This window comes from Telmatospirillum siberiense (assembly GCF_002845745.1).
In the GTDB taxonomy this organism is placed as follows: Bacteria; Pseudomonadota; Alphaproteobacteria; order Rhodospirillales; family Magnetospirillaceae; genus Telmatospirillum; species Telmatospirillum siberiense.
This window is the reverse complement of the sequence record NZ_PIUM01000027.1, coordinates 35,112-58,676: the sequence shown is the minus strand read 5'-3', so window position 1 is coordinate 58,676 and position 23,565 is coordinate 35,112. Positions and strand designations below refer to the sequence as shown.

22 protein-coding genes are annotated in these 23,565 nt (G+C 63.4%); 7 read left to right on the top strand and 15 right to left on the bottom strand.

All coding sequences use genetic code 11. The features are described 5' to 3' along the window. Positions 1 to 248: 248 nt before the first annotated feature. From CWS72_RS20035 to CWS72_RS20010, 6 genes are all read right to left on the bottom strand, one after another. Positions 249 to 938, bottom strand: a complete 690-nt coding sequence (locus tag CWS72_RS20035) for a superoxide dismutase (protein WP_101252449.1) — start codon at positions 936 to 938, stop codon at positions 249 to 251. 145 nt (positions 939 to 1,083) lie between these two features. Further along, positions 1,084 to 2,037, bottom strand: a complete 954-nt coding sequence (locus tag CWS72_RS20030; RefSeq protein WP_101252416.1) for an acetyl-CoA carboxylase carboxyltransferase subunit alpha — start codon at positions 2,035 to 2,037, stop codon at positions 1,084 to 1,086. A gap of 149 nt (positions 2,038 to 2,186) precedes the next feature. After that, positions 2,187 to 2,813, bottom strand: coding sequence for a histidine phosphatase family protein (locus CWS72_RS20025; protein WP_101252415.1), 627 nt, complete (start codon positions 2,811 to 2,813; stop codon positions 2,187 to 2,189). Beyond that, positions 2,810 to 3,718: an adenosylcobinamide-GDP ribazoletransferase gene (gene cobS, locus CWS72_RS20020; RefSeq protein WP_241911819.1), complete on the bottom strand. Its 909-nt coding sequence runs from the start codon at positions 3,716 to 3,718 to the stop codon at positions 2,810 to 2,812. The genes CWS72_RS20025 and cobS overlap by 4 nt, the downstream gene beginning before the upstream one ends. Positions 3,719 to 4,036: 318 nt before the next feature. Then, positions 4,037 to 5,323, bottom strand: a complete 1,287-nt coding sequence (locus tag CWS72_RS20015) for a hypothetical protein (RefSeq protein WP_241911818.1) — start codon at positions 5,321 to 5,323, stop codon at positions 4,037 to 4,039. Beyond that, positions 5,320 to 6,687, bottom strand: a complete 1,368-nt coding sequence (locus CWS72_RS20010; RefSeq protein WP_101252413.1) for a hypothetical protein — start codon at positions 6,685 to 6,687, stop codon at positions 5,320 to 5,322. The genes CWS72_RS20015 and CWS72_RS20010 overlap by 4 nt, the downstream gene beginning before the upstream one ends. Positions 6,688 to 6,885: 198 nt before the next feature. Between CWS72_RS20010 and rfaE1 the strand changes: the two genes are divergently transcribed. The 3 genes from rfaE1 (at position 6,886) to CWS72_RS19995 (ending at position 9,717) form a co-directional block, all read left to right on the top strand. Then, positions 6,886 to 8,349, top strand: coding sequence for a D-glycero-beta-D-manno-heptose-7-phosphate kinase (gene rfaE1, locus CWS72_RS20005; RefSeq protein WP_101252412.1), 1,464 nt, complete (start codon positions 6,886 to 6,888; stop codon positions 8,347 to 8,349). 256 nt (positions 8,350 to 8,605) lie between these two features. Further along, positions 8,606 to 9,298 carry a 7-cyano-7-deazaguanine synthase QueC gene (queC, locus tag CWS72_RS20000; RefSeq protein WP_101252411.1) on the top strand — a complete coding sequence of 231 codons (693 nt, stop codon included), beginning with the start codon at positions 8,606 to 8,608 and terminating at the stop codon, positions 9,296 to 9,298. Then, complete coding sequence (locus CWS72_RS19995; RefSeq protein ID WP_199175820.1) at positions 9,298 to 9,717, top strand: secondary thiamine-phosphate synthase enzyme YjbQ; 420 nt, start codon at positions 9,298 to 9,300, stop codon at positions 9,715 to 9,717. The genes queC and CWS72_RS19995 overlap by 1 nt, the downstream gene beginning before the upstream one ends. Positions 9,718 to 9,771: 54 nt before the next feature. On the opposite strand, the gene CWS72_RS19990 is transcribed toward CWS72_RS19995, so the two are convergent. The 3 genes from CWS72_RS19990 to CWS72_RS19980 all read right to left on the bottom strand — a co-directional run bounded on the left by CWS72_RS19990 (position 9,772) and on the right by CWS72_RS19980 (position 13,338). Beyond that, a complete protein-coding gene (locus tag CWS72_RS19990) occupies positions 9,772 to 10,524 on the bottom strand; it encodes an SDR family oxidoreductase (protein WP_101252409.1) in 753 nt (250 codons plus the stop codon). Positions 10,525 to 10,597: 73 nt separating this feature from the next. Then, positions 10,598 to 11,920, bottom strand: coding sequence for an FAD-binding oxidoreductase (locus tag CWS72_RS19985; RefSeq protein ID WP_101252408.1), 1,323 nt, complete (start codon positions 11,918 to 11,920; stop codon positions 10,598 to 10,600). After that, on the bottom strand, positions 11,917 to 13,338 hold the full coding sequence (locus CWS72_RS19980; protein ID WP_101252407.1) for a UbiA family prenyltransferase: 1,422 nt from the start codon (positions 13,336 to 13,338) through the stop codon (positions 11,917 to 11,919). The genes CWS72_RS19985 and CWS72_RS19980 overlap by 4 nt, the downstream gene beginning before the upstream one ends. 325 nt (positions 13,339 to 13,663) lie before the next feature. On the opposite strand from CWS72_RS19980, the gene CWS72_RS19975 reads away from it, so the two are divergent. After that, entirely contained in the window at positions 13,664 to 14,200 is a 537-nt protein-coding gene (locus CWS72_RS19975; RefSeq protein WP_101252406.1) for an extensin family protein, read from the top strand. A gap of 134 nt (positions 14,201 to 14,334) precedes the next feature. Here the strand turns inward: CWS72_RS19975 and CWS72_RS19970 are convergent, their stop codons facing one another. The 3 genes from CWS72_RS19970 to CWS72_RS19960 all read right to left on the bottom strand — a co-directional run bounded on the left by CWS72_RS19970 (position 14,335) and on the right by CWS72_RS19960 (position 18,189). Beyond that, positions 14,335 to 15,075, bottom strand: a complete 741-nt coding sequence (locus CWS72_RS19970; RefSeq protein WP_101252405.1) for a PhoH family protein — start codon at positions 15,073 to 15,075, stop codon at positions 14,335 to 14,337. Positions 15,076 to 15,410: 335 nt separating this feature from the next. Beyond that, positions 15,411 to 17,075, bottom strand: a complete 1,665-nt coding sequence (gene leuA / locus CWS72_RS19965; RefSeq protein ID WP_101252404.1) for a 2-isopropylmalate synthase — start codon at positions 17,073 to 17,075, stop codon at positions 15,411 to 15,413. A gap of 280 nt (positions 17,076 to 17,355) precedes the next feature. Next, a complete protein-coding gene (locus tag CWS72_RS19960) occupies positions 17,356 to 18,189 on the bottom strand; it encodes a tetratricopeptide repeat protein (RefSeq protein ID WP_101252403.1) in 834 nt (277 codons plus the stop codon). A gap of 65 nt (positions 18,190 to 18,254) precedes the next feature. On the opposite strand from CWS72_RS19960, the gene CWS72_RS19955 reads away from it, so the two are divergent. Next, the gene (locus tag CWS72_RS19955) at positions 18,255 to 19,115 is read left to right on the top strand and encodes an SDR family oxidoreductase (protein ID WP_101252447.1); all 861 of its coding nucleotides are present in this window, start codon (positions 18,255 to 18,257) and stop codon (positions 19,113 to 19,115) included. Positions 19,116 to 19,142: 27 nt separating this feature from the next. Here the strand turns inward: CWS72_RS19955 and CWS72_RS19950 are convergent, their stop codons facing one another. Continuing rightward, positions 19,143 to 19,934, bottom strand: coding sequence for an alpha/beta hydrolase (locus tag CWS72_RS19950; RefSeq protein WP_101252446.1), 792 nt, complete (start codon positions 19,932 to 19,934; stop codon positions 19,143 to 19,145). 21 nt (positions 19,935 to 19,955) lie between these two features. On the opposite strand from CWS72_RS19950, the gene CWS72_RS19945 reads away from it, so the two are divergent. Together CWS72_RS19945 and CWS72_RS19940 are read left to right on the top strand one after the other, a co-directional pair. Next, entirely contained in the window at positions 19,956 to 21,185 is a 1,230-nt protein-coding gene (locus tag CWS72_RS19945; protein WP_101252402.1) for a glycosyltransferase family 4 protein, read from the top strand. After that, the gene (locus CWS72_RS19940) at positions 21,182 to 22,090 is read left to right on the top strand and encodes a glycosyltransferase family 9 protein (RefSeq protein WP_338056210.1); all 909 of its coding nucleotides are present in this window, start codon (positions 21,182 to 21,184) and stop codon (positions 22,088 to 22,090) included. The genes CWS72_RS19945 and CWS72_RS19940 overlap by 4 nt, the downstream gene beginning before the upstream one ends. Here CWS72_RS19940 and CWS72_RS19935 read toward each other — a convergent pair whose 3' ends face one another. Together CWS72_RS19935 and CWS72_RS19930 are read right to left on the bottom strand one after the other, a co-directional pair. After that, positions 22,091 to 22,726, bottom strand: coding sequence for a LysE family translocator (locus CWS72_RS19935; RefSeq protein WP_146002821.1), 636 nt, complete (start codon positions 22,724 to 22,726; stop codon positions 22,091 to 22,093). A gap of 25 nt (positions 22,727 to 22,751) precedes the next feature. After that, entirely contained in the window at positions 22,752 to 23,525 is a 774-nt protein-coding gene (locus tag CWS72_RS19930; protein ID WP_101252399.1) for a class I SAM-dependent methyltransferase, read from the bottom strand. Positions 23,526 to 23,565 lie beyond the last annotated feature (40 nt).

The following is a 23,565-nucleotide window of genomic DNA, read 5'->3' as shown; positions in this document are numbered from 1 at the left end:
TGGCCAGCCGAGAACGTCACCCCGCCAGGGTAATCGGGTTCACCCGATTACCCTGGTTTAAATTCTTGGTCCCTCAGGCGCCGGGCGGCGGACATCCGTCCGCCTCGGGCTGCCTCCGCTAAAGCTTCGGAGCGCTCAACGTGCCAACGCGGCGAGAATCATTTTCGGAAGAACAACTCGCGCGCGTTCACCCGATTACCCTGGTCACCCCGCCAGGGTGCCCGCGTTGGTGCGGTCTATCCGGCGTTTCATGCGCTCAGGCGATCGCGCACCACATCCCAGTTGATCAGGGTGTCGACCACCGCCCGGACATGGTCGGCCCGGCGGTTCTGATAGTCCAGATAGTAGGCGTGCTCCCAGACGTCGACCACGGCCAGGGGGCGTTTGCCATGGGCAAGCGGCGTATCGGCGTTGCCGCCGTCAAAGAGGGCGAGTTTGCCGCCGTCTTCGACCAGCCATGCCCAGCCGCTGCCGAATAATCCCACGGCATGGGTGACGAAGGCGTCCTTGAAGGATTTCAGATCGCCGAAGTCCCGCTCGATCGCCTGGGCGAGCGCACCGCCGGGAGCCGAGCCGCCCGGCTTCAGGCCCTCCCAGTAGAAGTTATGGTTGGCGGCCTGGGCGGCGTTGTTGAAAATGCGGGGATCCGGGCCGCTGGCGGATTTGATCACCACCTGCTCCAGGGTCATTTCGGCGAAGGGCGTATTGGCGGTCAGTTGATTGAGCTGGGCGAAATAGCCGGCATGGTGCTTTCCGTAATGGAATTGAACAGTTTGCGCGGAAATGACGGGGGCGAGCGCCGTGTCGGAGAAGGGCAGGGGCGGTTGGACGAACGGGGCCGCTGCCGCGAATCCCGCATGCGGCGTGGTGATGCCGCCGGCGGCAACGCAGCCGGCCGCGGCCATCGTGATGAAATGGCGTCGCGTCACAGAAGACATGAAAAAGTCCTTTCCGGATTGCATCGACAATCACCGTCATATGGCGATTGCCGCATCCGGATGGAATGGCTTTCGGGCGTCGTGACCGCACCAGGTGTAATCACGACGCCAAACCATCATCCCGCCAACGGAACCCGATGGAAAATCAGGAGAGGCCGACCTTGCCCATGGCGAGGAATTTTTCCCGCCGCCGTGCCCTCAGCACGCCCCCCTCGATCAGGCAGAGCGTCTTCAACGAGCGTTCGATATGGTCGCCCAGGGTCGAGATGGTCACTTCCGGATTGCGATGGGCGCCGCCCAACGGTTCCGGCACGATCTCATCGATCACCTCAAGGGCGTGGAGATCCTGCGCGGTGAGGCGCAGCGCCTCGGCGGCGTCCTTGGCGGCGTCGCCGCTGCGCCAGAGAATCGAGGCGCAGCCTTCCGGACTGATGACGGAATAGATGGCATGCTCCAGCATCAGCACGACATTGCCGGCGGCGAGAGCGATGGCGCCGCCCGAGCCGCCTTCCCCGATAATCACCGAGATCAGGGGGACACGGATATCGAGGCAGGTTTCGATCGACCGGGCAATGGCCTCGGCCTGGCCGCGTGCCTCCGCGTCGACGCCGGGATAGGCTCCGGCGGTATCGACCAGCGTGAGGACCGGAATGCGGAAATGGTCGGCCATTTCCATCAGACGGCGGGCCTTGCGGTAGCCCTCGGGCTTGGCCATCCCGAAATTGTGGAGAACCCTCGATTCGGTGTCGTGGCCCTTCTCATGGCCGATGACCATCACCGACTGCCCGCGGAAACGGCCCAATCCGCCTATGATCGCCTTGTCGTCGGCGAAGGAGCGGTCGCCGGCCAGGGGCGTGAAGTCCGAGACCAGCCGGGCGATGTAGTCGGACAGGTGCGGCCGGTCGGGGTGGCGGGCCACCTGCGACTTCTGCCAGGGGCTGAGCTTGCTGTAGGTGGCACGGAGAAGCTTGTCGACCTTCAGCTGAAGGCGATTGATCTCCTCGGCGATATTGATCTCGTCGGAGTCGCTTAAATGACGCAACTCCTCGATCTTACCCTCAAGTTCAGCGATGGGTTTTTCGAAATCGAGAAAGTTCATGGGTGGGGCTTTTAACACAGGCTGCGCATTGGGGAAAGCCTTCCTCGCACCGGGAGAGCGGGTGAGCGCGTGCGAGTTGTTCTTCTTATGGTGATTCTCGCCGTGTTGGCGTTCTCGGCGCGTCCCGAAGCCAATGCCGCCCGGGAAGATCAGGCCGGAAGCCAGTTCACCCCGGCGACCCGCCAGCCGGTGTCGACCGCGTCGATGCGGGTCAGGGACAGCGGTTCGATAACGAAGGAAAGCGCCGCTTCGGGCGAGATGTCGAGGGCGATGGCCAGGGCGGCGCGGATGGTTCCGGCGTGGGCGACGGCCAGGATGTCGCGCCCGGCCCAGTCGGAGGACAGGCGTTCGATCACCGGGCGCACCCGTTCGATCACCGAAGAAAAACTTTCTCCGCCCGGAGGCGTGGCACTGGCGGGATTCTGCCAGAAATTCTCCAGGTCCGGATCCTGGGCCGCGGCCAGGGTGCTCCAGGCCCGACCTTGCCAGCGCCCGAAGTCCTGTTCGGCCAGATCGGCTTCGATGTGGGCGGGTGGCAGGGGAAGACCCGCGGCTTCCAGGGCGCCGATGGTCTGGCCGCAGCGGATCAGGCCGCTTTCCACGAGAACGGCGTTGCGCGGCAGACGGTTGGCGAGAATGGCGAACCATTCGCTGTCGGACGTGTCGCAAGGCAGGTCCAGGCGTCCGGAAATGCGTCCCTCCGGATCGGGCACCGGGGCATGACGCAACCACCACCAGCGGCTGTTCGAGGCGGAAGGCAAGGGCGTCTCGGTCATCGGAAGGCAACCGCCGCCAGCAGGACGGCGATCTCGGCCACCTGCTCGGTGGCTCCCAGCACGTCGCCGGTCTGCCCGCCGATCTGGCGCCAGGCCAGCCAGGCGACGCCCAGCGTCGCCACCAGGGCCGCCATGCAGGCGGCGAAAGCGGCGCCCGCCGGCAATGCGGCGGCGGCGATCAGCAGGGCCAGCGTGGCTCCGATACCCGCCGTACTGATCGACGGCGTGCCGACCGTGGCCCCCAATCCGGTCTCCCGGGCGGGGGCCAGTAATTGCATGGTCAGCGGAATGGCCGCCCGGCCCAGGGCATGGGCCGCGATCAGGGCGCCGGCCACCCAGCCCGGCGAGGCCAGTGCGGCCAGGGCGAAGGCTTTCAGCGACAAGCCGAGCAGCAAAGCGACGGCGCCGTAGCTGCCCAACCGGCTGTCCTTCATGATGGCGAGCTTGCGTTCGCGATCGACGCCACCGCCGAACCCGTCGGCGATATCGGCAAGGCCGTCCTCATGCATCGCCCCGGTGACGGTCGCGGTGGCTGCGACCGCCAGCAGCGCCGACAACGGCGGCGGCAGCAGAAGCGACGCCAGGGCGTAAGTCAGCGCGCCTGTCGCGCCCACCACGACGCCGGCCAGCGGAAACAGGTGCATGGATTTCGCCAAGGCGCCGGGGCCGACATGGCGGGGACTGGGGAGGGGGAGGCGGGTCAGGAAACTGATTGCCATGTGGAAGGCGGCGAGCGGGCCAAGACGCACCGCTTCGTTTTCCCGATCGGCGGAGGACGGTGGCAGGGCATCCGACATCTGTTTCTCCGCCTTTTCCTTCAATGGGCAGTTGGGTTTCCGGCACAAGGGGTTCGGCCAGCGGCACCCCTTGCGGCAGGGGGCTCTCATCGACGTCTGTACGGTCATTCACCCATTCCCAGGAACAAGCCCTTTATCCGCGTCACATAATAGACGCGCAAGGACCACGGACGAAACCACCAGGTCGACGGACCATCCGATAATCGGCAGATTGATGAAAAAGACGAGAAGCGGCAAGCGCCCCGCGAGAAAATCGACCAAGTTGTCAGGGAACGCGGTCGTGCCCCCTCTCTGGACAGATGACGCGCCCGACTGGTGGTCCAACCCAGACGCTTGGGCACCAAGCGTCTGGGTTGGACCACCACTAATTGAATTGTGGTGAAAATCTGACGGATGGCGGGGGCACCATCCGTCAGATTTTCACCATTAGCGTCTGCGCAAACCGCCCCGTTTACCGGCATTGGCGGCCAACAGCGATTCGACGTGGCGTCCCTGGAAGAGGGTGATGCCGACCGACTGGCCGAAATCGATGGCGTCCTGAGCGTCGCAGCGGCAGAGAATGGAACGGGATGGTCCGCAGCGGCGGACATAATCCTCGAGCGACGCGCCGTTCGGCAGGGTGCCCTGGGTCATCGCCGGGTCCCAGATGATCTTCACCAGATCGATGCCCAGACGTCCGCGATCGACGAAAGGCAGGGACTCCAGATTCACTCCGTCGATGCAGATGCGATAGCCACGGTCATGGGCGAAATCCCTGGCGAAAAGGAATGCGCCCAGGTCGGCGAAGATGTCCACCTTCTGCAATTCGAGTACCTGGGTGCCGCGCATGCTGGCTTTGATATTGTCGTCGAAAACGAGGAATTCCGGAGAAAGCAGCGTCTGGACGTTGAGATTGATGCTGATGTCGCCGGCCACCGTGCGGTCGTCATGCTTGTTGAGCAGCGATAGGACGCGCCGGTCGAGTGTTTCGGTGAGCTGCTGGAACAGCCAGGGACTGGACGCCAGGTTGACGGTGGGCAGCAATGTTTCCCGCAGATCGGCGATGGAAATGAACAGCTCGTTGAAGACGGGTTGCGGCGGGGTCTTGCCGACGATGGCGCAGACCGCCTGACGGCGCATCATGTTGGCCAGGTCGGCGCTGGCCAGAGCCTCTTCCAGCTTGGCCAGCATCTGGGCGCTCAAGGCCTCGCCACGGCTGGCCACCCGACGGTTGCCGATGGGCGGCTGGCCTTTCGGCATTTCCTGGGTGCGGCGTTGTTCCTCGTCGCTGGTCATGCGCTGGGCCATGTGCAAAAGGCTGTCGTAGTCGCGTTCGAGGAGGAACCAGTCGAAAAAGGCCGCCCGTCCGCCGATGGCTTCGTCGGCCAGCGCCGGATCGTCGCCGAACATGAAGCGCAGCTTGACGATGATGCTTTCCACCTCGTGCAACGCCACTTCCTTGAAAACGAAAATGAGGTCGGCGTTGGACAGGGCGAAGATCTGTCCCTTCAACTGCTTGACCAGCGGTTCGAAGGTGTTGACGGCGATGCGGATATGATGCTCCCGCCGGTTCTCCGCCTGTAGATTGGAGAGCCGGGCGATGACGGCCCGTCGTCCCTGGCGATGCCGTTCCAATTTATGCAGGTATTCGAGCAGCAGGGCTTCCCCGGCCGGCAGCCGCTGGGCGATTTCCTTTTGACGCTCGGTCAGGGGACGTTCGAAAAAGGGACTCACGAGGCGCCTCCCTGTTGGCCGCGCGCTCGCGGCGCCATCATCACGGGCGAGGAATCGAGCATGTCGTTGTTGCCGCATTCGTCCCGCAGCGGGCCGGAGATCACGGCATGTCGGCCGGTGCATTGCGCCAGGGTGCAGGCCCCCGCCTTGTCGCAGCTTTGCATGGTGTAGGCGGATAACATGGAATCGACGTAGCGGCCCTGGAAACGCGCGATGCCGCGATTCAATCCCCAACCGATGGCCGCTTCGGAATCGCAGCGGGCCAGCAGAATCTTGTCGGTGTCGATAGTGGCGATGGCTTCGGCCATGGCGGCGCCATGTTCGCCCTCCATCATGTCCGGGCTCCAGGTCACCTTGTAAAGATCGGCGTCGAATTGCGAGATATCCATGAATTGCATGGTCAGCTCATTGAGGCCGTCGACCACCACCATATGCCCCTTGTCGCGCAGACGCTGGCGGGCGGCAAAGAAGCCGCGGCTATCGGCCAGGATGTCGAGAACCTGCAGTTCGACGGAGATTTCAGCCTGGCCGGCAATGCCCGCCTCGAAGGCTTCGAACGCTTTCGAGCCGATGGTGGTGATGTTGAGGTTGAGGCTGTAGATCTTGGGCTTCGCGCGCAATGTCATCTCGCCCAGCGCGCCCAGCACCTTGAGATCGAGTGTCTGGCTCAAATGCTGGAACAGCCAGCGGTTGCCCAGCAGGTTGACGTTCGGCGCCAGGGCCTTTTGCAACTCGGCCATGGCCACGAAGAATTCTTGAAAATAGACGAGAGCTTTCGCGTCCTTGCCGACGATCATCGAGGACTGGCGGCGAATCAGGCCGGTGACGTTCATCTTGGCCAGACGGGTAAGAAGATCGTCCAGCCCTTTGCTGTCGAGGGGAGGGAGTTCCGGGCGGGCGGCGACTTTTCCGCGGGTGCGTTTGCGGGCCTCGTCCGTGGCCTCTCTGGCGACGGCCAGGAAGGCCTCGTAATCGCCGCTGTCGCTTAGTTCGTACCAGGAACAGAAATTGTCGCGACCGTCCCCCTCGTCGCGGAAGGTCAGGGGATCTTTCGAGAACAGGGCGCGGAGTTTGTAGACCATGTTCTCGACATCGGTGGCGTTGGGATCCTTCAGCAGGAAGACGATGTCCGATGTTCCCAACAGGAATATCTGTCCGCGATAGGCGTTGACCATCGGTTCGAGCATGCGGTAGGCGATGCGAATCTGGCCATCCTGGCGATTCTGCGGCTTCAACCGCGACAGGTGAAGATGGACCGCCACCCGGCCGTCGCGAATTCGGGCAATTCTCTCCGCAGCCCCCAGCAAAAGACTTTCCTGGGTGACGATTTCGGGGCCATCCGCTCCCGGAACCGGCATATTCATCACGTCACCTTTCGCCCCATTCCCTAAGTCCAGCCGCGTCGTTTCCAGATGCGGGCGAACCCCGATCTAGAGATAGCATTGCACACTCGGGTCAACCAGAGGAGAATCATCGTCGGCACCTGCCGCGCCAATCCCCTTGCAACCGGCTTCCGCTTGGGTTAGCCAACCGACACATCATTTTGCCGGGACGTAATCGATATGACCGATCTTTCCGCTCTTGCCGCCCGCGTACATGCCTTGAAGCAGGTCCCCATTCTTTGCATCGGTGACGTGATGCTCGATCAGTTCGTCTATGGGGATGTCGAACGCATTTCGCCGGAGGCGCCGATACCGGTGTTGAGGGTGCGCCGCGAGACCGCCATGCTGGGCGGCGCCGGCAATGTGGTGCGCAATCTGGTGGCCCTGGGGGCGTCGCCCCATTTCGTCTCGCTGGTGGGCGACGACATGGCCGGACGGGAGGTGAGCCGGCTGGTCGGACAGCACGCCGAAGTCGACCCTCTGCTTATCGTCGAATCCGGCCGGCAAACCACCATCAAGACCCGGTTCTCCGCCGGCAGTCAGCAGTTGTTGCGGGCCGACCGGGAAACGGCGACGGCGTTGAGCGAGCAGAGCCTGGCGACCCTGCTCAGCGGCGCGCTGAAACTTCTGCCGAAGGTCGGGGCCATCGTCTTGTCCGATTACGGCAAGGGCGTGCTCAGCAAGGCGGTGATCCGCGAGATGATCGACGGCGCCCGCGAGGCCGGCCGCTCCGTGGTGGTCGATCCCAAGGGGAACGACTATTCGATTTATGCCGGCGCCACGCTGGTGACCCCCAATCGCAAGGAACTGCACGAAGCGACGGGGCTGCCGGTGGGCGACGACGTGGAGATCGTCGCGGCGGCACGTCGGCTGATCGCCGATTGCGCCATCGCCAACGTCCTGGTCACCCGCAGTCAGGACGGCATGACGCTGGTGACCAGCGAGGGGGACGTGCATCATCTTCCGGCCGAGGCGCGTGAGGTTTTCGACGTCTCGGGCGCCGGCGACACGGTGGTGGCCGCCATGGCGGCCGCCATCGCCAGCGGATCCTCGCTGGCCGAGGCGGCGAAGCTTGCCAATGTGGCGGCCGGGATCGTTGTCGGCAAGGTCGGCACCGCGGTGGTTTACGCCTCGGATCTGGCCGCCTCCCTTCATCAGGCCGAGAGCAATATCGTCGAGTCCAAGGTGGCCGCCCTGGCGGCGGCGATCGATCAGGTGGCCCGCTGGCGCCACAAGGGGCAGAAGGTGGGGTTCACCAACGGCTGCTTCGATCTTCTGCATCCGGGGCATGTGTCCTTGCTTTCCCAGGCGCGGGCGCAGTGTGATCGCCTGGTGGTGGGCCTGAACAGCGATCAGTCGGTCAAGCGTCTGAAAGGCGACAGCCGGCCCGTGCAGTCCGAAACCTCGCGGGCCACCGTGCTGGCTTCGCTGGCCAGCGTCGATCTGGTGGTCGTCTTCGATGAGGAGACGCCCTACGAACTGATCGCGGCCTTGCATCCCGACGTTCTGGTGAAGGGGGCCGATTATACGGTCGATCAGGTGGTGGGTGCCGATCTGGTCCAGGGATGGGGCGGCAAGGTGGTGCTGGCCACGTTGGCCGAGGGGCACAGCACCACGGCGACCATCGCCCGCATGGCGCGGTAAGGGTTTGGGAGCAAAAGGGAGGGTAAAAGCCCTTCTCCCCTCGTGGGAGACGGGTTGGGATGAGGGGGCATTTCCGCCGACAGGCGGAAGGAAAGCTCTCAGGGTCCGTGCGATTTTCCCCCTCAACCCTCCCACCGAGGGGCGAGGGAGAAGACTATGAAGTCCGGCCTTTTGCCCCTCTTACCTCAGCAAGGGCCAAGCTCGGATAAACTATCGGGACGCATCACTGCGTGATGCATAGAAGAAAGAGATCATCATGTCGCAGAAGCCCAAAGCCGTCGTTCTTCTCTCGGGAGGGCTCGATTCGGCGACCTGTCTCGCCATCGCCCGGGATCGCGGGTTCGCCCCCTTGGCCATTTCCTTTCGTTATGGCCAACGCCACCTCCATGAACTGGCCGCCGCCGCCCGCCTCGCCAAGGCCCTGGGGGCTCAGCGTCACATGGTGGCGGACATCGATCTGCGGGCTTTCGGCGGTTCGGCCCTGACCGCCGATATCGCCGTGCCGAAGGATCGCGCCGAGGGCGAGATGTCCAGCGGCATTCCGATCACCTATGTGCCGGCGCGCAACACCATTTTCCTGTCCTTCGCCCTGGCCCTGGCCGAGGTGGAACAGGCCCAGGACATTTATATCGGGGTCAATGCCGTCGATTATTCCGGCTATCCCGATTGTCGGCCGGATTTCATCGCCGCTTTCGAAAAGATGGCGAACCTCGCCACCAAGGCGGCGGTGGGCGACGGTCGTCGGTTGACCGTCCATACGCCGCTGATCACGCTGTCCAAGGCCGAGATCATCAAGACCGGCCTTAAGTTGGGCGTCGATTACGGCATGACCACCAGTTGCTACGATCCGACGCCCGAGGGGCTGGCCTGCGGCCATTGCGACGCCTGCAAGCTGCGTCTCAAAGGATTTGCCGAAGCGGGGCTGACCGATCCCGCCCCTTACGCGTGATGCGTCAGGCGGCCACAACTCTGACTTTCCGTACCTCCGGCGCCGGTTTGCTGGAGATCACCGGGCCGGTCGCGGACTGGGTCGTCGCTCAGGGCATGAGAGACGGGCTGCTGACGGTTTTCGTCCGCCATACCTCGGCCAGCCTGGTGATCCAGGAAAACGCGGATCCGGCGGTCCGTTCCGATCTGGATGCCTTTTTCCGTCGCCTGGTGCCGGAAGATCCTCACCTCTACCGCCATCAGGACGAGGGGTCGGACGACATGCCGGCCCACATCCGTTCGGCGCTGACCAATGTCGATCTGCAGATTCCGCTGCTGGACGGGCGTCTCGTCCTCGGAACATGGCAGGGCATCTATCTGTTCGAGCACCGGCGGGCGGCGCATCGGCGGGACGTCGTCCTTCACCTGATGGGAGAGTGACAGCGGGTGCGGGCGCTGCTTGCCGGATGACGGAGCTCGCCGCAAAAGCGTCGGTCAGAGCCGCAGGCGATGGAAAAGGACGCGCGGCAGGCAGCGGATCACCAGCATGATGGGTCGCCAGAACCAGGGCGTGTAAAGAACCGTCCGGCCGCGGGCGATGGCCTTGTCGATGTCGGCGGCGACCTTGGCCGGAGTTGCCCAGAGTGGTCCATTTTTGTTCATGTCGTCGGTCATCGGGGTATCCACCAATCCTGGTTTGACCGTGAGCACGCGGACCGGCGTCCCCGCCAGCCGATGGGTCAATCCCTCCATGAAAAGGGCCAGTCCGCCTTTTGCCGCCCCATAGACATAGTTCGAACGGCGCCCCCGATCGCCGGCCACCGAGGCGATGGCGGCGATGGTTCCGTGGCCTTGCCGTTCGAGATGGTTGGCGGCCGCCGTCAGCCAGGCGCAGGCGCTGACCATATTGGCGTTCAAAAGGCGGACGGTTTCAGCCGGGTCGGCTTCGGCGGCATCCTGGTGTCCCAATGCGCCGTAAGCGAGCAGAACGATATCGAGTCTTTCGCCGAGACGGGAGGCCAGGGACGTCCAGGCGGCCTGATATCCGTCCGTGGGAGCCGTCAGATCCATGTCCGGGATCTCTACGGTTTCCGCTCCCCGCAGCGTCAGATCTGCGGCGATTTCGGCCAGCCTTTCGCTGTCGCGTCCGACCAGCAGCAGGCGTGCGCCGCGTTCCGCCTGGAGGCGGGCGTATTGCTGGGCGATGGCCGATGTCGCCCCGAGAATGATGATCGCCGTCCGGGACATGCTCGTTCTCCGCTCCGACGCAGGTGTTGTGACGCAATGGCCTGCATGGTTGTTTCAGACACGATGGGAAAATCTAAATCGAAAGTCGTCGCTTAAGGTCGGAGTCGAACGCCGGATCGAGGAATGTCCGGAAGCGGTCCAGTTCCGGATAGCCTCCGTGGAACATCGCCGGGACCATGCGCGCATCCTTGGCGGCATAAAGACGCCCGCCGCAGCGGACGACGATATCATCGAGGGCTGCGAACAGCGCCAATGTGCGGTTGCCCCGGTTGGGAAAGTCCAATGCCAGAGTTGTGCCGGCCATGGGAAAAGACAGCATGCCCGCCGCTGGAGCATCGCCGAAATTCTTCAGCACGACCAGACAGGAGGCCTGTCCCGAGGCGGCGATGCATTTCAGCATTTCGATGGTCCCGCGCCGGGCGGTTTCGGGCGGCAGCACGCTTTGATATTGGTAAAATCCGCGAGGACCATATGCCCGGTTCCAATGATGCAGCCGGTCCAAGGGATAGAAAAAAGGATCGAAATGGGTTCGGCCGGTGAAGGTGGCGCCGGGTCTGCGGTAATAGGCCTCGTTGAACAGGCGGACGCTGAGCGGCGTGACCAATCCCACGGGAGGGGTGACTGGGATGCCAAGCCCTCCTTTGGCGCGTGCCGCGACAAGCGCGCCGGTTTCGGCATGGCGTCCGCGCATGAAAATACCGCGGCCCAGCGCCGATCCCTGGCTCAGACAATCGATCCAGGACACCACATATGGCCAGGAGACGCTGTCGGCAGACATCTCGAAGAAGCCTTCCACGCCGGCAAAGCGCAGGCTTTGCATTTCGATCTCCGCCGACGCGATGGGCTGCAGATCGATTTCCACCCATTCGATCAGTCCGGTCAAACCGAGGCCGCCAATGGTGGCCCGGAACAGATCGCGCTCCCGGTCCGGTCCGCATTCGGTGACGCTACCGTCCGATCTCCGCAGCGCCAGTTTCCGCACGAAGCGGCCGAAAGTGCCGGCGAGGTGATGGTTCTTTCCGTGGACGTCATTGGCGACGGCACCGCCCAGCGTGACGAACTTGGTTCCCGGCGTGACGGGAACGAACCACCCTTTCGGAACGGTGAGACGAAGCGCCTCGCCGATGGTCACTCCCGCCTCGGCGCGAAGAATCCCCGACGTGGCATCGAAGGTCAGGAAACGGTCCAGGCGCTCGGTGAGGAGAAGTCCCTTGCCGGTATTGAGGCAGACGTCGCCGTAACTGCGTCCCAATCCATAAGGGAGAACGGATCGGCATTGCGCGATCAGCTCGTTCAGCGCCATCGGTATTTCATCATGGAACGAGGGCGCCGCCACCATATGCCCGCCGTGGCTCAAGTTGCCCCAGGAGGCGACGGTTTTGGCGTGCGGGCTCATATCGCGACCAACACGATCGCCAGGATGACGCCACCCACGACCCAACTGATTTTGTCGGTGGCCGTGTAAACAACCGGGTCATCGTCCAGCAGGCCGCGGTGGGCCAACATCAGCAAGCGACTGATCCAATAGAGCAGAGGGGGGCAGGTCAGCCAGAGCAGTTCGGGCGCATGGTAAAGCGCGTGAACCTCGGGGCTGTGGAAATAAAGGGCGAGAACGAGGACGGCGCCATAACCACTCGCCGCCGCCAGCGAGGACAAGATGGGAAGGTCGTCGAGGGTGTAGCTGCGGCCGGACGGATTTCCCGCTTGGCGCTTAAGTCGGCCGATCAGCTCGATGTATCTCTTGATCAAGGCCAGGCATAGAAAGAAGAACGTGGAAAAAGCCAGGAACCAGGGGGAAAGGGGAACCTGGCTGACGGCGCCGCCGGCAATGACACGCAATGTATAGAGACCGGCCAGGGTCATCACGTCGATCAGCAGGAGTTGCTTCAGGCCGACGGAATAGGCGACGGTTCCGGCGAAGTAGATGGCGAGAAAGCCGAGAAAGCGGAACGGCAGCGCAATGCCGATGAGCGCGGCGACGATCAGCAGCAGGACAGCCGACGACACACCTCGCATCAACGGCATCGCACCGCTTGCCAACGGTCGGAACCGTTTGCTGGCATGGGTGCGATCATGGGGCAGGTCGAGGAGGTCATTCAGCAGATAGGCGCTGGAGGCGGCCAAACTGAAGGCAATGGCGGCCAGGGCTGCCGACGAGAGGGTTTGGACGGTGATGACGTGGCCAGCCAACAAAGGCGCGAAGACGAGGACGTTCTTGATCCAATGGTGGACGCGAAAGGCCGAGAGATAGGTGCGGAAGGAGACGGTGGTCCTCGGCAGAGCCAAAGGGTCCCGCCCATTCCGCCTGATGCGGCGCAGCAGGCCGTCCGTCGCATTCGCGACGATCGCCTGACGGCAAAACTTCCAGACATTCAGATCTTTACGGTCGTTGCCCAGATAATCGAACCCCTTTTCACCGAACTCATCGCAGAGAAGCTGCGCTTTGGTCGTGCCGGAGAGGTTGCGCTCCATGGTTGTTCCGAACGAGCCATCGAACAATCCCGTTCGCTGGGCGAGAGCCTCCACATAACGATGGTCCGAGGCGGATGCCAGGTAAATGGGGCGGCCCCGTTCCCGTTCCGCCCGGACATAGGCGAGGACCGTGCCGTCCAGGGGAATGTTGTCGATGTCCAGCGTCGCATGGTCCGCAAGGTAGGTTTTCAAGGCGGCCTTGCCCCGAAGCAGCCGGGTGAAAGCCACAAGAGCTTGCAGAGGACTTTTTGCCAAAAGAGAGAAAAAACTTTCCAAAAGAAGATCCGATCTGATGAGCGTTCCATCAAGATCGACCACCAATGGAAATAATCCTGTTTTCATATGATTATATCATATTTCGGCTGTTGGTTTTAAATCTCGGAAATTTTTGTAAATATTGTCGACGTTTTCTGCGCTGATTTGAATTTTTTCAGACTACGCTGGCAAGGGATCGTATTCAAGTCGGAACCCTGCGTCCGGTCTGGACAATAGGCATCTTCTTCGGGCTATATTTCGAAGCCCGAGCTTAGCGGATCCATGGGAGTGTTTCCATCTTCGGGAGATCATTTTGCGGGGCTGGTTCCAGCGTTTTCTGCTTGTCGGACTGGGGGTTTGCGCTGTTGGCGCATGTTCCTCGGCACCGCGTCCGTCGTCTTCGCCTCCGCCTATGGATTCCGCCGCCGCCTGCATGCGCGGGCTCGACCAGAAGCATATTTTTTATGAGCGTCTCCGGGATTGGACCTCGCCCGAGGGATGCGGCATCGAACAGGCGGTGCGCGTCGACCGGTCGGCCATCGAATGGAACCGCAAGACCATGATGGCCTGTCCCCTGGCGACGGCGATCTGGGATTTTGAAACCCGGGTGGTGCAACCGGCCGCGCAGCGTAATTTTGGTCAGACGGTGCGCAAGATGTCGAATGCCGGCAGCTACAATTGCCGAGGCGAGGTCGGTGGACGTCCCGAGCGGCTTTCCCAGCATTCCTTCGGTCGGGCGTTGGATATCACCGGCTTCGAGCTGGCCGATGGAACCGTCATCTCCGTCCTGCGGGACTGGCGCGGAAATGGCGCCAAAAGCGAATTTCTCCATCAGGTGGCGCAGGGGGCCTGCCCGATGTTCAGCGTGGTGCTGACCCCCAACCGCAACATCGAACACCGCGACCATCTGCATTTGGACATCGGTCCGCACAAATTATGCGGCTACTGAGGCGGTGACGAACGGCCGTGGGGTTCGTTCGGAAAGAACAGCGTCGTTTCCGAACGAACCCCACGACTTCATATGACATGTCCGTCCCGCTCCGGCGGGCTCGGGTGTTTAACTGACGGTCCTGATCCTCCCGATCAAAGGACCGTCAGCATGGCTCCGACCAAGGGATGGCGCACGATGTCGCGGTCGGTCAGCGTGACCACGGCGACTTCGGGCAGCACCGAGAGGCGCTGGGCGATGTCGGCGAGACCCGACATGCCCGGCAGCAGATCCGTCTGGTCGGGGTCGCCGGTCAGGACCATGGTCGAATGCCAGCCGAGACGCGTCAGCAGCATCTTGATCTGTCCGTAGGTGCAGTTCTGCGCCTCGTCGATGACGACGAAGGCGTTGTTGAGGGTACGTCCGCGCATGTAGGCGACGGGGGCGATCTCGATCGAGCCGTCGGCCAGGCATCCTTTCAGGCGTTTGCCCCCCAGGCGATCGGAGAGCGCGTCATAGAGGGGGCGCAGATAGGGCGCCAGTTTCTCCTGCAGATCACCCGGCAGAAATCCAAGGCTTTCGCCGGCTTCGACGGCCGGACGGGAGAGGACGATGCGACCGATCCGACCTTCCTCGAGGGCCTCCACGGCAGCCGAAATGGCCAGATAGGTCTTGCCGGTTCCGGCCGGGCCGAGGGCCAGGGTGAGATTTTTCTCCTCCAGAGCTTCCAGCAGGGCGCGCTGGTTGTCGCTTTGCGGCCGGACTTTCTTCACATAGCTCTGATCTCGCTGTTCTTCGCCAAGGGGATTCCATCTCCCTTGCGAGGCACTGCCATAAAGAGGGTGGACGTTGGTTTCTGATCTCGGCTGGACGGCTTGACGGGGACGCTTGGCCATGAACAGCTCCTCACGGTACGAAAAAACAAAAAGCCTCCACGAAGGGAGGCTTGACGAGAGGTGGTTCGGAAGAAAACGGCACCGGGATGCATGACGGTGTCGTTGGAAGACGGGGCGTCGCGTCGCGGCGTGCCACGATATGGACAAAGGGTGGGCAAAGATAGACGCGACCCATGGGCTGGGCATGCCTCCAATAGAGTTGCCGTTGAATAACCTAGGCCGTTTCTTGCACCTGTTCCACTCTTTATTGCGGTTGTAAGATAAGGTTCACCCTACATCTAGACTCTCAAGCTATCGCGGTGCCGGTTCCGCGTGACCCCGGCACCGCGATCCGATCATCGCCTTTCGCGGCGATTGATGGCCGAGATCACCGCCTTCAGCGAAGCGGCGACGATGTCCTCGTCCATCCCGACCCCCGACAAGGTGCCGTCCCGGCCGGTGATTTCGACATAGGCGACGGCCTTGGCGTTGGCGCCGCGACCCACCGCATGTTCGTGATAATCGACCAGCTGGACCTTGATCCCGATTGCCTTCAGGCCGTCGATGAAGGCGTCGATCGGCCCGTTGCCCCGCCCCTTGACGGTGTGCCGGGAGACCCCGTTCTCCACGGTGGCGGTCATCACGCCGTCCTCATTTTCCCCGTGATGTTCGAATTTATGGGAAATCAAGGAGACGGGATGGTCGGCCTTCAGGAATTCCTCCTCGAAATGTTTCCATATCTCGGCGGCGGACAATTCTTTCCCGCTGGCGTCGGCGCGGCGCTGCACCACCTGGGCGAATTCCACCTGCAAGGCGCGCGGCAGGATCAGGCCGAATTCCTGTTCGAGGAGATAGGCGATGCCGCCCTTGCCGGATTGGCTGTTGATGCGGATCACCGCTTCGTAGGAACGGCCCAGGTCGGCGGGATCGACCGGCAGATAAGGAACTTCCCAGAAATTGGCGCCCGATTGGCGCAGGGCGGACAAACCCTTCTTGATGGCGTCCTGATGGGATCCGGAAAAGGCGGTGAAAACCAGGCTGCCGGCGTAGGGATGCCGGGGATGCACCGGGATCTGCGTACATTCCTGCGAGACTTCGATGATCCGGTTGATATCGGACAGGCGCAGTTCGGGGTCGACGCCCTGGGTCATCAAATTCATCGCCATGGTGACGACATCGACGTTGCCCGTGCGTTCGCCATTGCCGAACAGCGTCCCCTCGATGCGTTCGCCGCCGGCCATCAAGGCCAGCTCGGCCGCCGCTACCCCGGTGCCGCGATCGTTATGCGGATGAATGCTGACGATGATGTTCCGTCGATCCTTGATGTGGCGGCAAAACCATTCGATCTGGTCGGCGTAGATGTTGGGCGTCGCCATTTCGACGGTGGCCGGCAGATTGACGATCATCCGCTTTTCCGGAGTGGGGCCCCATGCCGCCATCACCGCCTCGGTGATTTCCACGGCGTAATCCAGCTCGGTGCCGGTGAAGCTTTCGGGAGAATACTGGAAAACGACCTCGGTGCCGGTCATCTGGTCGGCCAGATCCCTGATCAGTTTCGTGCCGGTCACGGCGATGCCGGTAACCGCCTCGCGATCGGCGCCGAACACCACGCGCCGTTGCAGCTCGGACGTCGAATTGTAGAGATGCACGATGGCCTTGCGGGCGCCCTTGATGGCCTCGAAGGTCCGCCGGATCAGATGTTCGCGCGATTGGGTCAGCACCTGGATGGTGACGTCGTCGGGGATCAGCTTCTCGTCGATCAGCAGCCGCAGAAAATCGAAATCGGTCTGCGAGGCGGCGGGGAAACCGACCTCGATCTCCTTGAACCCCATCTCCAGCAGCAGTTCGAACATGCGGCGCTTGGCGTCCGGGCTCATCGGTTCGATCAAGGCCTGGTTGCCGTCGCGCAGATCGACGCTGCACCAGATGGGGGCAGTGGTGACGGCGCGGTTCGGCCATTGCCGGTCGGGCAGCGAAATGGGAGTGAAAGCGCGGTATTTGTCGAAAGGCATCTTGTTCATCGTCGTGACTCCTCGAAATGCGGATTGGGTGGATCGGGGGAGAAGCCGCGTCAAAGTCGCGCCAGATGCCGGACGCGCAAAAGCCTCAGCCGACGTTCTCGGCTGAAGGGGCAATGTTCTGACTTTGTGATGAAAAGCTTAGAAAAGCGGGATCCCATGAACGGCAGACTCCACAAACGCAACACCAACGACACTGTCCCGGTCTCCTAGGGAGGCCGGGCCAAGAAGTCGCAGAAGCGCCTGCTGGGTAATCCGTACGTTCATGCGATAATCATTAGCATCACCGATCCTTCACGTCCAGAAGTTCGATGTTGCGCCGCGCCAGATCGGCCGCCGGGGAATTGGGGGCGATCTCCAGGACCTTGAGCCAGGCCTGCCGGGCCTGACCCTCGTCGCCGGCCAGGCGCTTGAGGATGCCGTTTTCCAGCCAGGCGTCCTGATAGAGCGGATCGAGCTTCAAGGCCCGGGCGATATCGGTTTCGGCTCCGGAGCGATCGTCGACGTAGCGTTTGGCCGTCGCGCGGAAGGTCAGCGCGTCGACCCGGTCGGGAGCGATCTGGAGCGCCCGGTTGAGGTCGGCCAAAGCATCCTTGTAATTTTGCGCCGCGGCCAGGCTTTCCGAACGGTCCACCAGCAGGTCCGGCGCGTCGGGGACCAGTTTCAGGGCCGCGGTCTGGGCGGCATTGGCCCGTTCGGGATTTTTCGCCAGCAGCCAGGCCTGCCCGGCCTGGGCCAGCATACCGGCGCGCAGTTTGGCGTCACCGTGGCTGGCCGCCGCCAGATCCTCCAGGCGGCTGGCGCCTTCCTCGAACTGTCTGAGGCCGATCAGGGCGATGGCGGCACAATGTCGCGCCGGTTCGCCGCCGCCCAGGCTGCCCCAGGCCAGTGCCTCTTCCCAACCTTCCTCGGGCTTTTGGCGGGCGAGGGCGATGCAATGCTTGTATTGGGCGATGTTGTCGATGCCCTCCCCGTTCCCGCGGGGGGCGGTGTTGGGCGTGGCGGCGCCCGACGTCGAGTTTCCGGCTTTCGGTCCCGCCGCGTCCTTGCCGGCGGCCGGCAGGCAAAGACTCTGGGCGGCCACCAGGGCGAGAACCAGTAAAAGGCGTCTGGGCATATCTTGTTCCTGATTGGCTAACGGCGGTACAGTCCGTCCAAATGTCCCAGATTGCAAGGACCGCCATGCAGCCCCGTCTCTTCTGCTTCGGTCTCGGCTACAGCGCCGAGGTGTTGGCCCGCCATTGCCGGGCGGCCGGTTGGCAAATCGCCGGAACCGCCCGCGAGACGGACCGGCTGGCCTATCTGGCAAACCAGGGCTTCGAGACTTTCCGTTTCGACCGGCAGCATGGCCTGCCGGGCGGCGCCCTGGCCGGGGCGACGCATATCCTTTCCTCGGTGCCGCCGGACGCCGACGGCGATCCGGTTCTCGATCTGGCCCGTCCGGCCATTCTGGCGGCGGGTGCGGGGCTGTCCTGGATCGGTTATTTGTCGACCACCGGCGTCTATGGTGACCATGGCGGCGGCTGGGTGGACGAAACCTCTCCCCTGCGGCCGACGGCGTCCCGGTCCTGGCATCGGGTCAATGCCGAGGCCGCGTGGCTCGATCTGTGGCGGGGATCCGGCCTGCCGACCCACCTGTTCCGCCTGGCGGGCATCTATGGGCCGGGCCGTTCGGCCTTGGACGAGGTGCGTTCCGGCCGTGCCCGCAGGATCGTCAAACCGGGCCAGGTGTTCAGCCGCATCCATGTCGAGGACATCGCTGGCGTCTTGCAGGTGTCGATGGCAAAACCGGCGCCGGGAAGCGTCTACAATGTCTGCGACGACGAGGCGGCGCCGCCCCAGGACGTGATCGCCTTCGCCTGCGACTTGCTGGGTGTTCCGCCTCCCCCCGAAACGCCTTTCGATCAGGCGGTCCTCTCGCCCATGGCGCAAAGCTTCTGGGCCGACAACCGGAGAGTGCGCAACGATCGCATCAAGCGGGATCTGGGCGTCGCCTTGCGCTATCCCACCTATCGCGAGGGGTTGCGGGCATTGGCGGAGTGAGGAAACGGCGTCCGCTCCTGACCGCCCTCAACTGTTCTCGACCTTTCGCAGCAATCCTTCCAGAACCGCTTCCATCCGTTCCATGTCGTGGGGTTCGCTCAGCCGGTGGGAGGATGACTTGACGATGGTCACCTCGACGTCGTCGGAGATCAGATGCTCCTGCAGGCGGAGCGCGGTGCGCCAGGGCACGTCCTCGTCCTTCTGGCCGTGGATCAGGCGGATCGGGCAGGTGAGATTGATCGGGCCATGCAGAAGAAGATGCTGCCGGCCGTCCTCGATCAATCTCCGGCTGATCGAGTAGGGGGCTTCGCCGTAGGCATCGTCGATCAGCACCCGGCTCTCCCGCAGCAGCGTCTGCTTCTGCTCAAGGCTGAAGGCGTCGAAGATCAGTTCCTCGGTGAAATCGGGTGCCGCCGCCAGGCCCAGAAGCCCGGCGACGCGGTCCCGCCGGGCGAGGGCGGCCAACAGCATCAGCCATCCCCCCATGCTCGATCCCACCAGAATCTGGGGACCCTCGGTCAGGGAATCGAGGACGGCCACGGCGTCGTCGGCCCACTGGCCGATGGTGCCGTCTTCGAAACGGCCGGAACTTTCCCCATGCCCGGTGGCGTCGAAACGGACGAAAGCCTGGCCGCGCCGCCGGCAGAATTCTTCGAGAGCCAGGGCTTTGCTTCCCGATTTGTCGGATTTGAAGCCGTGCAGGAAAACGATCCCGGGGTTTTTTCCGGCGAGTTTGCTGTATGCGATTGTGGTGTCGCCGCCCCGTGCTAATATCCCGGCCGTTCCGGTGGTCGGAGCCGCCTTCTCATTATCCGTCATTTCCATTTTCCCAAGTTCGGAATGTCTTCAGAAGATAACGATACCATTGCCGTTTCACCGCAGAGTGAACGCCGAAAGGTGGTGCTGCAAGTCTTGCCGTCACTGGTGACCGGCGGCGTCGAGCGCGGCACCATCGATGTGGCGGGCGCCTTGGTCGAGGCGGGGTGGACGTCCCTGGTCGCCTCCAATGGCGGACATATGGTGCGTGAGCTGGACCGCTTGGGAGCCAAGCATATCCAGCTTCCGCTGCACAGCAAGAATCCCCTGGTCATGCGCGCCAACATCGGCCGCCTGGAGGCGGTGATCCGTCACTATGGGGTCGATGTGGTCCATGCGCGCTCGCGCGCTCCGGCCTGGAGCGCCTTTTACGCGGCGAAAAAGACCGGAGCGCATTTCCTGACCACGTTCCATGGCACCTACAATTTAGGCATGCTGGGGCTCAAGAACGCTTATAACGCGGTGATGACCAGGGGCGAACGGGTGATCGCCATCAGTCACTTCATCGCCGATCACATGCAGTCGGTCTATCACGCCGACCCCAACAAGATCCGCGTCGTACACCGGGGCGTCGATCTGTCGCGCTTCGATCCGGCCCGGGTCAGCCAGGAGCGCATCATCCAACTGGCTCAACGCTGGCGCCTGCCGGACGGCTATCCGGTGATCATGCTGCCGGGGCGGTTGACGCGCTGGAAGGGGCAGACCGTGCTGATCGAGGCGCTGGCCATGCTGGGGCGGCGCGACGTGCGCTGTCTTCTGGTCGGTTCCGATCAGGGGCGCGACGCCTATACCGATGAACTGAAGTCGCTGGTCGAGCGGCGGGGTTTGACCGACGTCGTCCATATCGTCGGCGACTGCAACGACATGCCGGCGGCCTATATGCTGACCGATGTGGTGGTTTCGGCATCGACCGATCCCGAAGCCTTCGGTCGCGTCATCGTCGAGGGTCAGGCCATGGGACGGCCCGTGGTGGCGACCAACAACGGCGCGGCCCGCGAGAACGTTCTCGACGGGCAGACCGGCACGCTCGTCCCGCCCGGTAATCCGGCGGCGTTGGCCCAGGCCTTGGACGCGGCCCTCGCCATCGGTCCGGACGAGCGGGAATCCAGGGCCGAGGTGGCGATCAGGTTCGTGCGGGAGAACTTCACCCGCGAATTGATGTGCGCGCGGACCCTGGGTGTTTACGACGAGGTCATCGACGGCCTTCCGGCGGAGAGCGAAACGGGATGGACGGAGCAAAACGCGTCCTCGTGATCAAGTTGTCCGCCCTGGGCGATTTCGTCCAGGCGATGGGGCCGTTCGCCACCATTCGGTCCCATCACCCGACGGCTAAGATCACGCTTTTGACGACCAAGCCATTCGTCGCCCTGGCCGAGCAAAGCCCCTATTTCGACGAAATCTGGGTCGATTCCCGCCCCCGTCCGTGGGAGGTGGCGGCATTGATGCGTCTGCGCAAGAAATTGCGGTCGGTCAAATTCGACATGGTTTACGACCTGCAGACGTCGGACCGCAGTTCCTCCTACTTTCATATCATGGGCGATCCGCCATGGTCGGGGATCGCTCATAATTGCTCGGCCCCCCACGCCAATCCCGACCGCGATCTGATGCACACCATCGAGCGGCAGGCCGAGCAGCTCGTCATGGCTGGTATTCCCCAGACGAAGGCGGCCGATCTGTCGTGGGCCAAGGCCGACGTGGCGCGCTTCGACCTGCCGGAGCGCTATGGCCTGATCGCGCCGGGCGGCGCGCCGCACCGCCCGGGCAAACGCTGGCCGGCCGAGCGCTTCGCCCGCGTCGCGGCCCATCTGGCGGAAAGGGGTGTCGTTCCGGTGCTGTTGGGTACCCGCGACGACGAGGAACAGATCGAGGCGGTCATGACCGCTTGTCCGGCCGCGAAATCCCTGATGGGTCAGACGAGTTTCACCGACATCATCGTCCTGGCCCACGGCGCGGCCGGGGCGGTGGGCAACGATACGGGGCCCATGCATCTGATCGCCGCGGCGGGATGTCCGGCGGTGGTGTTGTTTTCGGCCGATTCGGACCCCGCTCTCTGCGCGCCGCGCGGGCTGGTGAGCGTGCTCCGCCGGAATGATCTGGCGGCGCTCGATGTCGAAAGCGTCATCGCGGCCCTTTCCTCGGGGCCGGCCTCTCTGCGCTGATCAAACGACGGCGGAAAGGCCGATGCTGGCCGAGAAGCAGGCGAGCAGGATGGCCGCCGCCCGATGCGCGAGCTTGGGCGAGATGCGGCTTTGCGAACTGGCGAGCGAGGCGCCGAAGGCGATCCAGGCCAGCGTGATGGGAACCAGGGGTGCGGCGAAGGCCAACGCGGTCGAATAGAAGACATCGGACTGGGTGAAGGCCGTGGCCGGGAAAATGCCGGTGGCGAACAATAGCGCCTTGGGATTGAGCAGCGTGGCGAGCGTCAGGGTGCGGTTGGTGATCGGCGAGGCCGGCGTCGCCGCCAGGCTGGTGGTGCCGCGCCACAGGCGCAAGGCCGTGGCGGCCAGGAACAACGCGCAACCCAGCCGGGCCAGGACCATCAGAGGCGGCCAGGCGGCGCTCGCCGGAATCAGCAAGAGTCCCCAGGCGAGGATGGCTCCCAGATAGGCGGTGAGCACCACCGCGACGAACCGGATGGAGACCCGGATACCCTTTGTCGCTCCGGCCGTGGCCAAAAGCGCGTTGGTCGGTCCGGGGACGGCGAGAATCGTCGCGGTCTGGGCCAGGAAAAGCGGGTCGAGGAGAAGCGGGATATCCGTCATGGGGCGCGAAGATAGCGGGAGATGACCTGCCAAGCAACGGCTCCCGCTATGACCATTCTTATTCCGTCGGCAGTTTGACGCAGCGATAAGCGCAGGTTCGATAAGGAAAGGCGATCTCCGGTTGGTTCGCCAGGGCGGGGTGGGTTGCGATCAGATGGCGCAGGCGGGCTTCGACCTTGTCCCGTTCGGGGGCCTCCAGGGCCCCGATGAAACTTACCGAGAGGATGCGGTCGACGATCACCCTGTCGGGCGAGCCCCGATGTTCATGGAGAAAGGTCTGCTCGTCGAGCGGTGACAAGCCGTCGGCGGGAAATTGCCGCTTCCAGTCGCCTTTGGCGAAACGTGGGGCGTCACCCTCGTAAGGGGTGATGATGTCGCTGACCGCCGCGACCCAGTCGACGCCGACGTCGCGCGCGTTCCACACCAGGCCGAGGGCGCCGCCCGGCTTCAGAACGCGGGTGATTTCCACCATTGCGGCCTTGGTGGCGAACCAGTGGAAGGCCTGGGCGCAGACCACGGCGTCGAGGCTGGCGTCGGGAAAGGGGATGGCCTCGGCGTTGCCCTCCAGGATCGGCACGTCCGGGAGAACCTTCGTGAATTGTCTCCGCATTTCGGCGACCGGTTCGACGGCGCTGACGGTTGCTCCGGTGCCTGCCAGCCGGCCGGTGAATTTACCGGTACCCGCCCCGAGATCGATGACGGAGCGGTTCGGTCCCAGGCCGAGATGACCGGTCAGCCATTCCTGGATGGCTTGCGGATAGTCGGGGCGTCCCCGTTCATAGGTCGCGGCCTGGGCGGCGAAACCCGCCTGGGCGGAATGGTGCACGGGCATCCCTGGGCTCTCCTTAAACTGTCATGCCGAAGCTATGATA

Coding starts and splice junctions, on each gene's coding strand:
- cobS (WP_241911819.1), bottom strand. CDS start 3,718: ATGACCGTACAGACGTCGATGAGAGCCCCCTGCCGCAAGGGGTGCCGC.
- CWS72_RS19950 (WP_101252446.1), bottom strand. CDS start 19,934: ATGACGGATAATGAGAAGGCGGCTCCGACCACCGGAACGGCCGGGATA.
- leuA (WP_101252404.1), bottom strand. CDS start 17,075: ATGAACAAGATGCCTTTCGACAAATACCGCGCTTTCACTCCCATTTCG.
- CWS72_RS19990 (WP_101252409.1), bottom strand. CDS start 10,524: ATGTCCCGGACGGCGATCATCATTCTCGGGGCGACATCGGCCATCGCC.
- CWS72_RS20035 (WP_101252449.1), bottom strand. CDS start 938: ATGTCTTCTGTGACGCGACGCCATTTCATCACGATGGCCGCGGCCGGC.
- CWS72_RS19970 (WP_101252405.1), bottom strand. CDS start 15,075: ATGGCCAAGCGTCCCCGTCAAGCCGTCCAGCCGAGATCAGAAACCAAC.
- CWS72_RS19930 (WP_101252399.1), bottom strand. CDS start 23,525: ATGCCCGTGCACCATTCCGCCCAGGCGGGTTTCGCCGCCCAGGCCGCG.
- CWS72_RS20030 (WP_101252416.1), bottom strand. CDS start 2,037: ATGAACTTTCTCGATTTCGAAAAACCCATCGCTGAACTTGAGGGTAAG.
- CWS72_RS19945 (WP_101252402.1), top strand. CDS start 19,956: ATGTCTTCAGAAGATAACGATACCATTGCCGTTTCACCGCAGAGTGAA.
- CWS72_RS19955 (WP_101252447.1), top strand. CDS start 18,255: ATGCAGCCCCGTCTCTTCTGCTTCGGTCTCGGCTACAGCGCCGAGGTG.
- CWS72_RS20010 (WP_101252413.1), bottom strand. CDS start 6,687: ATGAATATGCCGGTTCCGGGAGCGGATGGCCCCGAAATCGTCACCCAG.
- CWS72_RS19985 (WP_101252408.1), bottom strand. CDS start 11,920: ATGAGCCCGCACGCCAAAACCGTCGCCTCCTGGGGCAACTTGAGCCAC.
- CWS72_RS19995 (WP_199175820.1), top strand. CDS start 9,298: ATGCGTCAGGCGGCCACAACTCTGACTTTCCGTACCTCCGGCGCCGGT.
- rfaE1 (WP_101252412.1), top strand. CDS start 6,886: ATGACCGATCTTTCCGCTCTTGCCGCCCGCGTACATGCCTTGAAGCAG.
- CWS72_RS19975 (WP_101252406.1), top strand. CDS start 13,664: ATGGATTCCGCCGCCGCCTGCATGCGCGGGCTCGACCAGAAGCATATT.
- CWS72_RS20025 (WP_101252415.1), bottom strand. CDS start 2,813: ATGACCGAGACGCCCTTGCCTTCCGCCTCGAACAGCCGCTGGTGGTGG.
- queC (WP_101252411.1), top strand. CDS start 8,606: ATGTCGCAGAAGCCCAAAGCCGTCGTTCTTCTCTCGGGAGGGCTCGAT.
- CWS72_RS19960 (WP_101252403.1), bottom strand. CDS start 18,189: ATGCCCAGACGCCTTTTACTGGTTCTCGCCCTGGTGGCCGCCCAGAGT.
- CWS72_RS19980 (WP_101252407.1), bottom strand. CDS start 13,338: ATGAAAACAGGATTATTTCCATTGGTGGTCGATCTTGATGGAACGCTC.